Genomic DNA, 14,567 nt, shown 5'->3' with positions numbered 1-14,567 from the left:
TTTTATTGAGGCTTCGAGCGGATTCGAACCGCTGTACAAGGTTTTGCAGACCTCTGCCTAGCCACTCGGCCACGAAGCCGTTTTGTTGGATTGCAAATCTACAATTTTTTTTGAATTAAAATTAAAATCTAATAAAATTTCTTTTTAAAAGTTACTTTTACCTGATCTAAATTAACATGTACAGGCGGGTTTACCTTTGCAACAGAGACTTTTACAGCTTTTACCTTTTTACATTGAAATTTTAGTTCTCTTATAATTCGATCGGCAACATGTTCTAAAAGATTGGAGCGAATAGCCATTTGATCTTTAACTATTTGTGCAACAGTTCCATAATTAACAGTATCATTAAGCTCATCGGATCTTCCTGATTTTTCTAAGTTCAACCGTATTGTCACATTAACTATATAAAAAGAACCAATTTTAGCTTCTTCTTCTAAGCATCCATGATAGGCGTAAATTTTTATATTTTTTAATTTTATTTTTTGCATTTAAAAAAGTTGTTTAGCAATTTTTCTTATGTTTTCAGATCTTCCCATTGAATAAAAGTGAAGTACGGGTACTCCTTGCTTCATTAATTCCTTACATTGATTAACCGTCCATTCTATTCCCACCTCATATACTGCTTTATTATCCTTACATTTTTCTACGGCCATAACTAATTCTTGAGGCATATCTATGTGAAAAATGTTTGGAAGAATAGTGAGATGTTTTTTTATAGATACGGGCTTTATGCCGGGTATGATCGGCACAGTAATTCCGATATTCCTACACTTCTTTACAAACTCAAAATATTTAGTATTATCATAAAACAGTTGAGTAACAATGTAATCTGCACCGGCATTAATTTTTTGCTTTAAATAATTTAAATCCGTATCTAAATTAGGGCTTTCAAAATGTTTTTCAGGATATCCGGCTATGCCAATACAAAAATCAGTAGCTCCATGAGCGTATTCTTCATGAAGATATTTACCTGAATTCATGTTTTGAACTTGAGACACCAGTTCATTAGCATATGAATGTCCCTGGGAGTGTGGTTTAAATATACCCTCACTTTTAATGGGATCTCCCCGTAAAACTAAAATATTATCAATACCTAAAAAATTAAAATCGATAAGAATATTTTCAGTTTCTTCTTTATTAAACCCACCACATATTAAATGAGGCACTGCATCAACTTTATACTTTTGTTGAATTGCAGCACATATACCCACTGTACCGGGACGTTTTCTTGTAACAATTTTTTGTATCAATCCATTAGGTAACTCTCTATATTCGTATTCTTCTCTATGATAGGTTACATCAATGAAAGGAGGATTAAATTCCATTAAAGGATCAATATTGGAAAATATATTTTGTAAATCTTCTCCTTTTTTAGGCGGTAGTATTTCGAAGGAAAATAAAGTTTTTCCCTTTGCATTGGAAATATGTTCTGTAACTTTCATATTAATTATTTTTGTTCAAAACAGGCCATTTTATTTGGAGATGAAAAATATTTTTAGTTGTTATTATTATCATTTATAGTTTATTCATTATAATTATAAAGCACTTTCATTAAAAGAAAAGGGTAGTAAATCAGCACATTGATTAAATTTAATTACTTTACCTTTCATACCGGTAAAAAGAAATTCAATAGGCATTTTCTGTCTGAATTCGTATTCAATAAGTACTTGTCTACAGGCTCCACAAGGAGAGACAGGAATGGAACTGTTATCATCCTTTCCGGCAACTACAGCCATTTTTATTATTTTAGCAGACGGATAATTTGCTATAGTATAAAAAATAGCGGTCCTTTCAGCACATAAACCACTGGGATAAGCGGCATTCTCTTGATTATTACCTGTTAAGATTTTACCATTATCTAATAATAAGGCGGCTCCAACTTTAAAATTAGAATAATTGGCATAAGCAGAATTACGAGCTTCTTTAGCCTTATTAATTACTACTAAGTCTTGGTCGGAAAGGTCTTCCCACCGGGAATACTCTTCATATTTTAGATCTAAGACTTTAATCATGTTTAATACTTATTATGTGCACCTAAGTTACTAATTAATTATAAAAATGGGTAAAATAATTACCCTGTATAAAGTATTTGCTAAAACAAAAAACCTATAAAACAATTTTTATAAGAAAGAAAAGATTTCTCTTTCTGCAAAATGAAAATGAGCTTCAATCGCTGCATTTTCGTTGCTGTCTGATCCATGAATAGCATTTCGTTGTGTGCTTTCAGCATATTTTTTGCGGAGAGTACCTTCTTCTGCCTGATCGGGATTGGTAGCACCGATTAACTTTCTAAAATTTTCCACAGCATTTTCCTTTTTTAAAACAGCTGCAATTATAGGTCCGGAGGTCATAAAATATACTAAGTCATCAAAAAAAGGTTTGTCTTGATGCACAGAATAGAATCTTTGGGCATCTGTTAAGGTGAGGGAGGTTAGTTTTAAAGCAATGATACTAAAACCGGCTTCAGTAATATCTTTTAAAATTGTTCCCGTTAGTCCTTTGGAAACAGCATCGGGTTTTATCATAGTAAGAGTAAAATTAGACATCGGTATATATATTAAAAGTTAAGCTAAGTAATAATAAAATAAAGTTAAAAAAAAACACTCAATTCTGTAAAGAATTGAGTGTTTTTTAATTAAATATTTTAATCTTTTAAGCCAATAATGATACCGGATTTTCAAGATACATTTTAAGAGTTTGTAAAAACTGAGCTCCGGTAGCACCATCTACTACACGGTGATCACATGCCAATGATATTTGCATTGTGTTACCAACCACAATTTGTCCGTTTTTAACTACCGGTTTTTGTATGATAGCTCCCACGGATAAAATACACGAATTCGGTTGATTAATAATAGAATTGAAAGATTCCACTCCAAACATTCCTAAGTTAGAAATAGTAAAAGTAGATCCGTCCATTTCATTAGCTTTTAATTTTTTATCTCTAGCTCTTCCGGCTAAGTCTTTTACTGCTGATGAAATTTGAGTTAAAGATAAGTAATCGGTGTTTTTAATTACCGGAACTACTAATCCATCTTCAACTGCTACGGCAACTCCTACATTTATGTTTCCACGGTGGATAATTTTAGTATCGGACCAAGTACTGTTAATTTGCGGATGTTTTCTTAAAGCAATTGCAACGGCTTTAATTACAATATCATTAAAAGATACTTTGGTATCAGGAAGGCTATTGATAGCTTTTCTAGCTTCCATAGCATTATCCATATTGATTTCAAATACCAAATTGTAATGAGGAGCAGTAAATAAACTGTGGCTAAGACTTTTAGCAATAGCATTTCTCATGGAAGAATTTGGTGTTTCAGTGTCTACACCCGGAGTTATTTGCGGAGCAACCGGCGCAGATTTAGCTGAAGAGGCAGAAGCTGTAGTTGTGGAAGCTGATGGAACAAAATTTTCAACATCTTTTCTAATAATTCTTCCATTGTCTCCACTTCCTTTAATTTGATCTAGGCTAATTCCTTTTTCTTTAGCAATTTTCTTTGCTAAAGGAGAAGCGAATATTTTACCGTTGCCGGATGAAACTGTATTAGCTTCTGAAGAAGGTTTAGAGTCATTGGATGCGACAGCTGCCGGCTCAGAAGCAGCAGGTTTAGAAGTTGCTGTAGAAGCAGAAGAGCCTCCGGCAATAATTCCGCTAACATCCGTACCTGCAGGTCCTACGATAGCCAATAAAGATTCAATCGGAGCAGAATCTCCTTCTTTTACTCCTTGGTATAATAAAACTCCGCCGTTACCATCGTATTCAAAATCTTGAACCGCTTTATCTGTTTCTATTTCAGCAATAACATCACCTTCTTTAATAGTATCACCTACCTTAACATTCCATTTAGAAACTTTACCTTCAGTCATGGTATCACTAAGTCTAGGAACTTTGATAATTTCTACATCTTTAGGGATTTCTACAGAAGCAGAAGGGGTAGAAGTTGTATTCGTATTGCTAGAGTCGTTATTAGTTGTTGGTTCGGAAGATGTGGAATTGCTATTAGCACCTCCAATTAATGCGCTGATGTCTTCCCCTGCTTTTCCGATAATAGCTAACAGAGAATCCACCGGTGCAGCATCACCTTCTTTAACTCCTTGGTATAAAAGGATACCATCATCACCATCATAATCAAAATCCTGAACAGCTTTATCTGTTTCAATTTCTGCTAAGATATCGCCTTCTTTTACAGGATCTCCTACTTTTAGGTTCCATTTAGATACTTTTCCCTCAGTCATGGTATCACTCAGACGAGGCATTTTTATAACTTCAGCCATAATTTGGTTTTGATTCGTGTTTTTATTGGTTTTCTAATTTATCTAAAAAAGGATAATTCGGCTCAGAGTATATATATTTATATAATACGTCATCATCAGCGTAAGGAGCATCTTCTGCAAACTTACCAACTTCATTCATTTCATCCTTTAATCTTTTATCTATTTCATCTAATTCTTCGATGCTTGCCCAATTATTAGACAAAATTTTATGTTTTACGAATAGAATCGGGTCTTCTTTTTTATGCTCTTCCACTTCTTCTTTCGTTCTGTAAGGCTCAGCATCAGACATGGAATGTCCTCGGAAACGATACGTTCTAGCCTCAAGGAATGTAGGGCCATCACCTCTTCTTGCTCTTTCAATAGCTTCGTAAGCTGCTTCTGCAACTGTCTCAGGATTCATTGCATCCACCGGAGCGCATGGCATTTCATACCCTAGTCCTAATTGGTAAATATCCAAATTATTAGTAGTTCTTTCAACTGATGTACCCATAGCATATTGATTGTTTTCACAAACAAATACTACCGGTAATTTCCAGTTCATAGCCATATTGAAAGTTTCATGTAGAGTACCTTGTCTTACTGCACCGTCACCCATGTAGCAAATAGTAACCGCGTCGCGTTCAAAATATTTATCTGCGAAGGCTATTCCGGCACCTAACGGGATATGACCACCTACAATACCATGTCCACCGTAAACATTGTGTTCACGGCTGAAAAGGTGCATAGATCCCCCCAATCCTTGAGATGAACCGGTGGCTTTACCGCATAATTCAGACATGGCTACTTTAGGATCCAGCCCCATGGCTAACGCATGAGCATGACAACGATAAGAGGTTATAATCTTGTCTTTGGTTATATCCATTGCATGAGTAAAACCTGCTGCAATTGCCTCTTGACCATTATATAAATGCAAAAAACCTCTGATTTTATCTTTTAAATATAGAGAACGAGCTTTGTCCTCAAATCTTCTCCACATAGTCATATCCTCAAACCACTTGAGGTATACTTCTTTACTAAATTCTTTCATCCTTGTACAATTTGACACGCAAATTTACATTAAATACTATGAACTAACAAAATTTAGATTTTATAAGTTTAACTACTTATATCTTGATTATTTATATCAAATTATTTATAATAATGGTTATTTATTTTTATTTAATGTTGATTTGATAATTGAATATAATAATTTACACGTATAATAGTTTATTTTATTTTTATTTACCAGGAATCTTTATTCTTTAATTTTTCAGTGCATTAATTTTCATTTCGATATATATCTAATCAACTTAAGGGTATTTATGGTGGATATATCTAAGTAAAAACTCTTTTTGTTAGAAACTTATTTAATCATTTGATTAAATCAAAAATTTAAATATATTTGCATTAAAATATATTTAGTGGTATAAAAAATGCAATACGATTGCAATGAATAAGTTATAAAATTGGAAATGAAAATCAGGATATGGTCAGAGATGTTTCAACAGAGCAAAAAATTAAAGAAGCTGCAAAGCGTGTTTTTCAAAAAAAAGGTTTTGGATTAACTCGTACCCGAGATATAGCAAAAGAGGCGGGTATTAATTTGGCTCTACTGAATTATTATTATAGAAGTAAAGAAAATTTATTTGAAATAGTGATGCAGGAGAGCATTGAAGAAATGTTTTCATATCTAGATCATATAATTAATAATAAACAGACAACTTTATCTGATAAAATAGATGCAGGAGTCTTAAGATATATAGAAGGAATATCCAAAAATTCAAATCTCCCTCTTTTTTTATTGAGTGAATTACAGGCTAATCCCCATCATCTTTTTAATAGAGTTAAAATTACGGAAGGTTTCCTCAAAGATAGTTATATGTTTAAACAGATCAATGAGCAAATAAGTAAAGAAAAATTGAATTTTACAGCCATACATTTTTTTATAAACCTTGTCTCTATGTCAATTGTTCCGATAATAGGACAGCCCATTATAAAATATGTAAATATAATGGATGAAAAAAGTTTTGCTGATTTCATCGAACAACGAAAAACTTTAGTTCCGATTTGGTTAAAGTCAATGTTAAAGCTAGTATAATAATAATGAGATTATGAAAACTAAAACGTATATATTTTTACAATTATGTTTACTTCCTTGTCTGTTGTTTTCTCAATTATCGGTAATAAGTCTGGAAGAATGTCAGGAAAAAGCAAGAGAAAATTATCCGTTAATTAAACAATACGATTTAATTTCTCTAGCCGAAGATTACACTTTGGATAATTTGGCAAAAAATTACTTACCGCAAATTTCTCTTGGTGGACAGGCTTCTTATCAAACTCAAGTAACTAAAATACCCATAAAGATTCCTGGTTACAATATTCCCGAAATGGACAAAGATCAATACAAAATTACTCTTGATGTTACACAATTGCTATGGGATGGAGGAGCAACACGATCTCAAAAAAAAATTACCCAAGCGAATTCAGATTTTGAAAAGCAAAAGCTTGAAGTAAACTTATATACCGTACGGGAAAAAATTAATCAATTGTATTTTGGAATTCTAACGATTGACAAGCAACTGAATCAATTAGATGTTTTAACCTCCGATTTACAAACCAATTATAACCTGGTTAGTGCCATGCTAAAAAATGGTGTTGCCATGGTATCTGATTTAGATTTGGTTAAAGTGGAATTATTAAATACCGATCAAAAAAGAATTGAGCTTACCACTTTACGAATGGCTTATATAAAAATGCTTTCTTTATTTATACATGAAGAAATAAGTCAAGGAGTTGAATTGAAATTACCGGACAATAGTATCAATTTTGAACAAGAGATTTCTCGTCCGGAATTAAGGATGTATGATAAGCAAAATTTAGTATATGAAGCCCAAGAGAGTACGATAAAAGCTAAAAATATGCCTAAATTTTCACTTTTTGCTCAAGGAGGATATGGAAAACCCGGTTTAAATATGTTGAACTCAAATTTTAAAACGTATGCTATTGGCGGGGTGCGTTTAAGTTGGAATTTTGGAAACTTATACACAAAGAAAAACGAATATCGATTGTTAAAAAATGACAGGAATTCACTTCAATCTCAAAGAGAAACTTTTTTATTTAACACCCATGTTCAGCTTACCCAAATTCAGAATGAAATAAATAAATATCAACAATTGATGGTAAAAGATGATGAAATTATTCGGTTGAGGAATAGTGTTAAAAAGGCCGGAGAGAGTAAGTATAAAAATGGAATTTACAATATGAATGATTTAATCGGAGATATTAATGCAGAAAATCAGGCACGAGTAACACAGTCTATACATGAAATGCAATATTTACAAAGTATCTATAATTATAAATATACACAAGGAAATTAGAGAACTATGAGACAGTTAATAATATTTACCCTGGGAACTTTTATGTTCCTGTTATCTTGTAATCGAAATAAGTTTGAGCATGATGCGTCGGGAACGTTTGAAGCAACCGAAGTAATTGTTTCATCGGAAGCTAATGGTAAATTGGAATCTTTTCAATTAATGGAAGGAGATCAATTAACCAAAGGGCAATACGTTGGATATGTTGACAGCATTCAGCTGTATTTAAAGAAAAGACAATTAATAGCTACCAATAAAGCCATACAGGTAAAAAGACCGGACATATCCGTCCAAGTTTCTTCCATAAAAGAACAGATTGCGAAAGCTGAATTTGAAAAAAGAAGAATACAAAGATTATTGGCAGATAACGCAGCTACTCAAAAACAATTGGATGATGCAAATTCACAAATTGAAGTTCTCAAAAAATCTTTAAATGCGCAAGTAAATTCACTTTCAACATCGGTTAACAGTCTCAATGAAGAAAGTAACACCAATACAGTTCAAGTATCTCAAATAGAAGATCAATTAAAAAAATGTAAAATTGTTAATCCAATTCAGGGTACTGTTTTAAACAAATTTGTAGAAGAAAAAGAAATTGTTACCCAAGGTAAAGCACTTTATAAAATTGCAGATACCAAAAATTTATTTTTACGAGCATATATAGTTTCAGAACAATTAGAAAAAATTAAAATAGGACAGAAAGTTAAAGTATTTATAAATATTTCTGAAGATAAACAAAAATCCTATCCGGGCACTATTACATGGATATCCGATAAAGCCGAATTCACTCCAAAAACCATTCAGACCCAGGATGAGCGTCAAAATTTAGTGTATGCGGTTAAAATTGCAGCAACAAATATTGACGGACTTATTAAAATAGGTATGTATGGTGATGTGGATTTTTGATAAGTTCTAAATTCATTTTCTAAAAGTAAACAAGACTAAATTATAGTGAAGATTAAAAAAAGATAATGAGTGTTATTTCCATACAAAATATTTCAAAAACCTATACAGGGAAAGTTCCGGTTGAAGCTTTACAAGATATATCTATTGAAATTAATAAAGGAGAATTATTCGGTTTAATAGGACCCGATGGAGCAGGAAAGACCACTCTGTTTAGAATATTAACCACCTTGTTGGTGGCGGATAAAGGAGAGGCATTTGTAGATGGGTTTGATGTAAAGAAAAACTTTTTACAAATACGGGAAAGAGTCGGGTATATGCCCGGTAAATTTTCGCTATATCAAGATTTAAGTATTGAAGAAAATCTTATTTTTTTTGCTCGGGTATTCAATACAACGGTAGAAAAAAATTATGATTTAATTAAAGATATATACGTTCAAATCGAACCCTTCAAAAAAAGAAGAGCAGGTAAACTTTCGGGAGGAATGAAACAAAAACTTGCTCTGTGTTGTGCCTTAATACATAAGCCTTCTGTTTTATTTTTAGATGAGCCGACCACTGGAGTGGATCCCGTATCAAGAAAAGAATTTTGGGATATGTTAACCCGACTTAAACAACAGGGAATTACTATAATGGTTTCTACGCCTTATATGGATGAAGCAAGTTTATGTGATAAGATTGCGCTAATTCAAGAAGGAAAAATACTTTCTGTCAATACTCCTAAGCAGATAACGCAAGAATATCCGTATAAATTATATTCGGTGCGATCTGATAATAACTATAAACTTCTTCAGCAATTACGCAAACAAAAAGAAATAAACAGTAGTTATATATTCGGAGAATATTTACACGTGACATTTAAAAATGAAAAGGTTACGATAGAGGGAGCTGAAGTAAAAGAAATTGAACCGGGAATCGAAGATTGTTTTATTTATTTAATGAATAAAAATGAAAACCATAGTAACGAAAGAGTTAACTAAAAAATTTGGCGATTTTATAGCAGTCAATCATATAAGCTTTGAAGTATCCAAAGGTGAAATTTTTGGTTTTTTGGGGGCAAACGGTGCAGGAAAAACTACAGCGATACGAATGCTTTGTGGGTTGTTATCTCCCACCTCAGGGGAAGGAACTGTTGCAGGATACGATATTTACAAAGAGTCGGATAAGATTAAAAAAAATATCGGATATATGAGCCAAAAATTTTCGTTATATGAAGATTTAACCATTAAAGAAAATATGCGATTATTTGGTGGTATTTATGGAATGAGCACTAAGGATATTAAAGTAAAAACGGAACAATGTTTAGAGGAACTTTCCTTAGAAACAGAAAGGGATGTTTTGGTTAAATCCTTACCCTTGGGAATTAAGCAAAAAGTTTCTTTTGCAGTGTCGACCTTTCATTCTCCTGAAATTGTTTTTTTAGATGAACCCACCGGAGGAGTAGACCCCATAGCAAGACGTACTTTTTGGGAAATGATTTATCAAGCTTCTAATAACGGAATAACCATTTTTGTTACAACTCATTATATGGATGAAGCAGAATATTGTAATCGGGTTTCAATTATGGTCGATGGTAAAATTGAAGCATTGGATACGCCTGCGGGACTTCGTCATAAATATCATGCGGAAACAATGGATGAAGTTTTTCAAATATTGGCAAGAGGAGCAAAAAGAGAATAGATTTTAAGTAATAAGTAAATAAAGAAAAAATAAGAATAGGGCATGAATCAATTTTTTAGTTTCATAAAGAAAGAAATCTTTCACATCACCCGTGATTTTAGAACTATGCTTATGCTTTTAATTATGCCTATAGCGCTTCTTATGATATTTGGATTTGCTATTACGACAGAAATTAAAAATACCTCTTTCATTGTATTAGATAATTCTAAAACCATCCAATCCACACAACTTATAGAACAAATAAATGCCAGTAAATATTTTGACCTTACAGGCTATCTGGATAAATTAGAACAGGTTGAACAACGTTTTCGACTAGGTAAAGCTAAATTGGCGGTGGTTATTCCTCAAGGATTTGATAAAGACTTGTATCATCAAGGAACTAGTGAAGTTCAACTTATTGTAGATGCATCAGATCCTAATGAAGCATCTACCATAGTTAGCTACTTGCAACAAATTATAGCGGAATATCAAAAACAACAAATGAATAAAGCGGGTTCAGGATCTTATGTAATTAAAAGTCAGGTTAAAATGCTATATAATCCACAATTAAAAAGTGCGTATAATTTTGTACCGGGAATTATGGGATTGGTTCTTATGTTAATTTGTTCAATGATGACATCTATTTCCATTGTAAAAGAAAAAGAACAAGGAACTATGGAAATATTATTAGTTTCTCCGCTAAAACCTATAAGCATTGTATTAGCTAAAGTGGTACCTTATTTCCTGATCTCCATTATTGACGTTTTTTCTATATTAATTATATCTGTTACCATATTGGAAGTGCCTATTGAAGGAAATTTACTTTTACTTCTTTTTCTATGTACAATTTTCATTCTATCTACCTTATCGTTAGGGATTTTAATTTCATCCATAACGGAAACCCAACAAGCTGCCATGTTAATCTCGGGCATGGGATTATTGCTTCCCACTTTGTTGCTTTCTGGATTAATATTTCCCGTAGAAAATATGCCCTTACCGCTTAGAATAATATCAACCATTTTACCCGCTACCTGGTTTATTACTGCCGTTAAAGATGTAATGATTAAAGGGCTTGGTTTTTTTGCTATCTGGCAAGAATGTCTGATACTTATTGGTATGACTCTTTTCTTATTAGTGGTAAGTATCAAAATGTTTAAAAACAGGTTATGAGAACATTAAAATTTTTATTAGAAAAAGAATTTCTTCAGATATTCAGGAATAAAACTATTTTGAGATTGGTATTTTTTATGCCTGTTTTTCAATTATTAGTATTGCCATGGGCAGCCACTTTTGAACAGAAAAATATCTTATTAAGCATAATAGATAACGATCATAGTTCGGCTTCCAGAGAATTGATACAAAAAGTAATTTCATCCGGATATTTTAAATTGGCCAATTATTCAACGTCTTATTCAGACGCATTAAAGGTCGTCGAAAAAAATGAGGCAGACTTGATTTTAGAAATTCCGCATAATTTTGAAAATACCTTTATAAGAGAAAAATCAACCGATGTTATGCTTTCGGTAAATGCCATAAATGGACAAAAAGCAGGATTGGGATCTTCGTATTTAGGACAAATCTTAGCAGCTTACAATCGTGAATTGGTTAGTCAGACTCAAAGTTCGGGACAAATTATTGTTAAGCCCTATTATATGTATAATACAGAAATGAATTATCGTAATTTTATGGTGCCCGGTATTTTGGTTATGCTACTCAGTATTATAGGCGGGGCGCTTTCTTCCTTGAATATTGTTAAAGAAAAAGAAGCAGGAACCATTGAGCAAATCAATGTTACTCCTATTCCAAAATATATTTTTATTATAGGAAAATTGATTCCTTTTTGGGTTATGGGAATGTTTATTCTTACTGTTGGTATGCTAATAGCATGGTTGGTATACGGGTTAGTTCCGGCCGGTCATGCTCTAATAATTTATGTATTTTGTTTTTTCTACCTTATTGCATTTACCGGATTTGGGTTAATAATTTCAAATTTTTCATCTACACAGCAACAGGCCATGTTTGTGTTGTTTTTTATAATAATTATCTTTTTCTTATTGGGCGGACTTTATACTCCGATAAGCAGTATGCCCAGATGGGCTCAAATCGTTACCATGTTTAATCCGGTACGTTATTTTATTGAAGTGATGAGGCTGGTTTATATGAAAGGAAGTACCTTGGCTGATATCTCTCATCAATTATATATAATTATTATCTTTGCTGTAGTGTTGAATGTAGGTGCAATTGTAAGCTACAAAAAGACAAATTGAGAGTCTGATAAAAGTTATTTAAAGGCATAGAACATGTTCTTTATAAGTTTCTTAAGCATTATTTTTGACATTAACAAATTAATGAAACAACATATACTTTAAACTAAAAGTAATGAAATCTAAAATCATAAATTCTTTTTTTTGGGGAAATTCGGTTGCTCTTTCCTGGTTGTGGGGATTAGGACTGTTTTTTTCTGTGCAAATAACTTATTTATTCGGTTTAACAGGTCTATTGGGTTTTGCTTTATTAAATTCAATCGGATTATTTTTATTTGGTTACGGTACTCAAAAGATTGCCAATCGGGATAAAGGACAAGAATCATTAGAACGTTTTTATAAAAAATGGTATAAGCCGTTTCGCCTCAGTTTATATTTATATCAGTTATTGGCAATTACGTTAACCGTTTTCGCTACTGTAAAATATTTGTTTATTCCTTTGCTTACTTCTTATTGGCCGGGCTGGGATGATGGGGGAAGTATATTACAAATTTTTTCTTTATTACTTGTAGTATCATTGATTATTTCAGCTTCCTGTTTACTGGGTGAAGAATTTTCGATTAAATCTATTAAATACTGGCATCTACTAATAGGAGCAGTTTTATTAATTATAATAGTTTCCTTATTATCTTATTTACAACCTAAAGAAATATACAATTATGAGGCATGGGTGAAAAGTGAAACTCAAAAACCTATTTTCATAGGCTATATGGTTGCCATTTTCGTAGGTTTTTTTGTGGGGCCTTGGCTGGATTTACAACAATGGCAGCGCGCTATACAAATGAAAAAAGAAGAAACCAATATATGTACCGGATATTTTTTCGGATCCGTTATATTTTTTTTCCTGCTTATTTTTCATGGATTACTGGCAAGTTTTGTATTCAACAGTAATTGGTTTAATCCGAATATGGCATCGGTTGGATTGGGAGGTATAAAATACGGTCATGAGCAAATTGTGAATTATATGATCCACTTTCGATCTACACTTCCCGAATGGGTTCCGTTGTCCTATTATTTATTTTTAGTATTCGCAGTATTAACAACTTTAGATAGCGGATATGTTTCGACTCGGTGGTTTGTGAAAGAAGTTTCCAAATCCAGTAATAGTCCTGTATTATCCATAATACCTAAAGGAATTGCAGATTCTCCAATCCCTACCTATATTTTGGCGGGTTTAATTACGATATTCTCCGTATTGGCAAATTTTGAATTGGAATATTTTATGGTATTTTATGCCACTTTTTTTGTGGCTTATGCCTCATTAGGTATTGCGCGTTGTTTTGTACCTAATTCTCAGCATTCTTTGCCTCAAGTGAAACTTTTTTCAATAGGGGCACTTTCATTAGTGGTATTTGCAGGAGGTTATTTTATGCAAATGGCCGTATTGATGATCATAGGCTCAATACTTCCAATACTCTATGTGTTTTGGTTGGTTTTAAATACTGATTTGCTACGAGTTGTGAAAGAGAAAGTTGAAGAAGTGATAGATGCTGCGTCCGAAATTCCTGTATTAAAAAATTTATCTAAAGCAACTCATACAGCTATTAACGGTAAAACATTGGAAGTTAGCACGGGAAGTCATTTTGAAGGTAAATGGTTTGTGCATTCCTTTATGGCGACTTATGCAGATACCAACTCTGTAGGAAATGTTTATTTTGGAGTTTATGCTCTTTGGGTTGGAAAGACGCGCGAATTATTTTTTAATTATGTATTACCCGATTTTAATTTAAAAGGTACTACCTATTTAATATTAACACGATCTTTTGAACACAAATACATTACTGAAACTCGAGAATTCGAGAGGATAAGCGTAAAAATACGAGCTTCGGAATATAATCGAAAGATTGCCACTTTGGAACATCAAGTTTTCGATTCCGCAGGAAATTTATTGGGAAAAGGAAAACAACAATTAATATTTGTTTCTCCTAAAGATTACCGATTATTGGATATTCCTCCCGAAGTCATAAAAGCTTTTATGCCTTATATGTAATTTAATACTTCCAAGAATTTCTTAACTATTATAAGGTTGTGACTTATTTTAGTTCAAGCTTTAAAAGAATATAAAATAATTACTTAAAACAGTTTGGACTTAAAAAAACTGTAATAAAAA

The 14,567-nt window shown here is 32.5% G+C and carries 14 protein-coding genes and 1 tRNA gene; 8 read left to right on the top strand and 7 right to left on the bottom strand.

From position 1 onward, the window contains the following. Positions 1 to 8: 8 nt before the first annotated feature. From C4S75_RS02040 to pdhA, 7 genes are all read right to left on the bottom strand, one after another. Positions 9 to 79: transfer RNA gene (locus tag C4S75_RS02040), tRNA-Cys, on the bottom strand. A 49-nt stretch (positions 80 to 128) separates the two neighbouring features. Then, positions 129 to 488 carry a dihydroneopterin aldolase gene (gene folB / locus C4S75_RS02035; protein ID WP_105296664.1) on the bottom strand — a complete coding sequence of 120 codons (360 nt, stop codon included), beginning with the start codon at positions 486 to 488 and terminating at the stop codon, positions 129 to 131. Continuing rightward, positions 489 to 1,442 carry a methylenetetrahydrofolate reductase [NAD(P)H] gene (gene metF, locus C4S75_RS02030; protein WP_105296663.1) on the bottom strand — a complete coding sequence of 318 codons (954 nt, stop codon included), beginning with the start codon at positions 1,440 to 1,442 and terminating at the stop codon, positions 489 to 491. A gap of 93 nt (positions 1,443 to 1,535) precedes the next feature. Beyond that, a complete protein-coding gene (gene cdd / locus C4S75_RS02025) occupies positions 1,536 to 2,012 on the bottom strand; it encodes a cytidine deaminase (protein ID WP_105296662.1) in 477 nt (158 codons plus the stop codon). A gap of 108 nt (positions 2,013 to 2,120) precedes the next feature. Then, the gene (locus C4S75_RS02020) at positions 2,121 to 2,546 is read right to left on the bottom strand and encodes a nucleoside-diphosphate kinase (RefSeq protein ID WP_105296661.1); all 426 of its coding nucleotides are present in this window, start codon (positions 2,544 to 2,546) and stop codon (positions 2,121 to 2,123) included. A gap of 106 nt (positions 2,547 to 2,652) precedes the next feature. Further along, positions 2,653 to 4,278: a 2-oxo acid dehydrogenase subunit E2 gene (locus tag C4S75_RS02015; protein ID WP_105296660.1), complete on the bottom strand. Its 1,626-nt coding sequence runs from the start codon at positions 4,276 to 4,278 to the stop codon at positions 2,653 to 2,655. A 22-nt stretch (positions 4,279 to 4,300) separates the two neighbouring features. After that, positions 4,301 to 5,305, bottom strand: coding sequence for a pyruvate dehydrogenase (acetyl-transferring) E1 component subunit alpha (pdhA, locus tag C4S75_RS02010; protein ID WP_105296659.1), 1,005 nt, complete (start codon positions 5,303 to 5,305; stop codon positions 4,301 to 4,303). Positions 5,306 to 5,743: 438 nt separating this feature from the next. Here pdhA and C4S75_RS02005 point away from each other — a divergent pair, with 438 nt between their 5' ends. The 8 genes from C4S75_RS02005 to C4S75_RS01970 all read left to right on the top strand — a co-directional run bounded on the left by C4S75_RS02005 (position 5,744) and on the right by C4S75_RS01970 (position 14,447). After that, positions 5,744 to 6,355 (top strand): TetR/AcrR family transcriptional regulator, encoded by a 612-nt coding sequence (locus C4S75_RS02005; RefSeq protein ID WP_105296658.1) that lies wholly within the window; start codon positions 5,744 to 5,746, stop codon positions 6,353 to 6,355. Between the two features lie 13 nt (positions 6,356 to 6,368). Continuing rightward, complete coding sequence (locus C4S75_RS02000) at positions 6,369 to 7,634, top strand: TolC family protein (protein WP_105296657.1); 1,266 nt, start codon at positions 6,369 to 6,371, stop codon at positions 7,632 to 7,634. A 6-nt stretch (positions 7,635 to 7,640) separates the two neighbouring features. Beyond that, a complete protein-coding gene (locus C4S75_RS01995) occupies positions 7,641 to 8,537 on the top strand; it encodes an HlyD family secretion protein (RefSeq protein ID WP_105296656.1) in 897 nt (298 codons plus the stop codon). A gap of 65 nt (positions 8,538 to 8,602) precedes the next feature. Next, a complete protein-coding gene (locus tag C4S75_RS01990) occupies positions 8,603 to 9,514 on the top strand; it encodes an ABC transporter ATP-binding protein (protein ID WP_105296655.1) in 912 nt (303 codons plus the stop codon). Further along, a complete protein-coding gene (locus tag C4S75_RS01985) occupies positions 9,483 to 10,214 on the top strand; it encodes an ABC transporter ATP-binding protein (RefSeq protein WP_105296654.1) in 732 nt (243 codons plus the stop codon). Before C4S75_RS01990 ends, C4S75_RS01985 begins: the two co-directional genes overlap by 32 nt. Before the next feature lie 42 nt (positions 10,215 to 10,256). Beyond that, entirely contained in the window at positions 10,257 to 11,363 is a 1,107-nt protein-coding gene (locus tag C4S75_RS01980) for an ABC transporter permease (protein WP_105296653.1), read from the top strand. Next, on the top strand, positions 11,360 to 12,460 hold the full coding sequence (locus C4S75_RS01975; protein ID WP_105296652.1) for an ABC transporter permease: 1,101 nt from the start codon (positions 11,360 to 11,362) through the stop codon (positions 12,458 to 12,460). Before C4S75_RS01980 ends, C4S75_RS01975 begins: the two co-directional genes overlap by 4 nt. A gap of 112 nt (positions 12,461 to 12,572) precedes the next feature. Beyond that, a complete protein-coding gene (locus tag C4S75_RS01970) occupies positions 12,573 to 14,447 on the top strand; it encodes a thioesterase family protein (RefSeq protein WP_105296651.1) in 1,875 nt (624 codons plus the stop codon). The last annotated feature ends 120 nt before the right edge of the window (positions 14,448 to 14,567 follow it).

This window comes from Apibacter sp. wkB309 (genome assembly GCF_002964915.1).
Taxonomy (GTDB): Bacteria; Bacteroidota; Bacteroidia; order Flavobacteriales; family Weeksellaceae; genus Apibacter.
The sequence above is the reverse complement of the archived record's forward strand: the minus strand, read 5'-3'. Positions and strand labels throughout refer to the sequence as shown.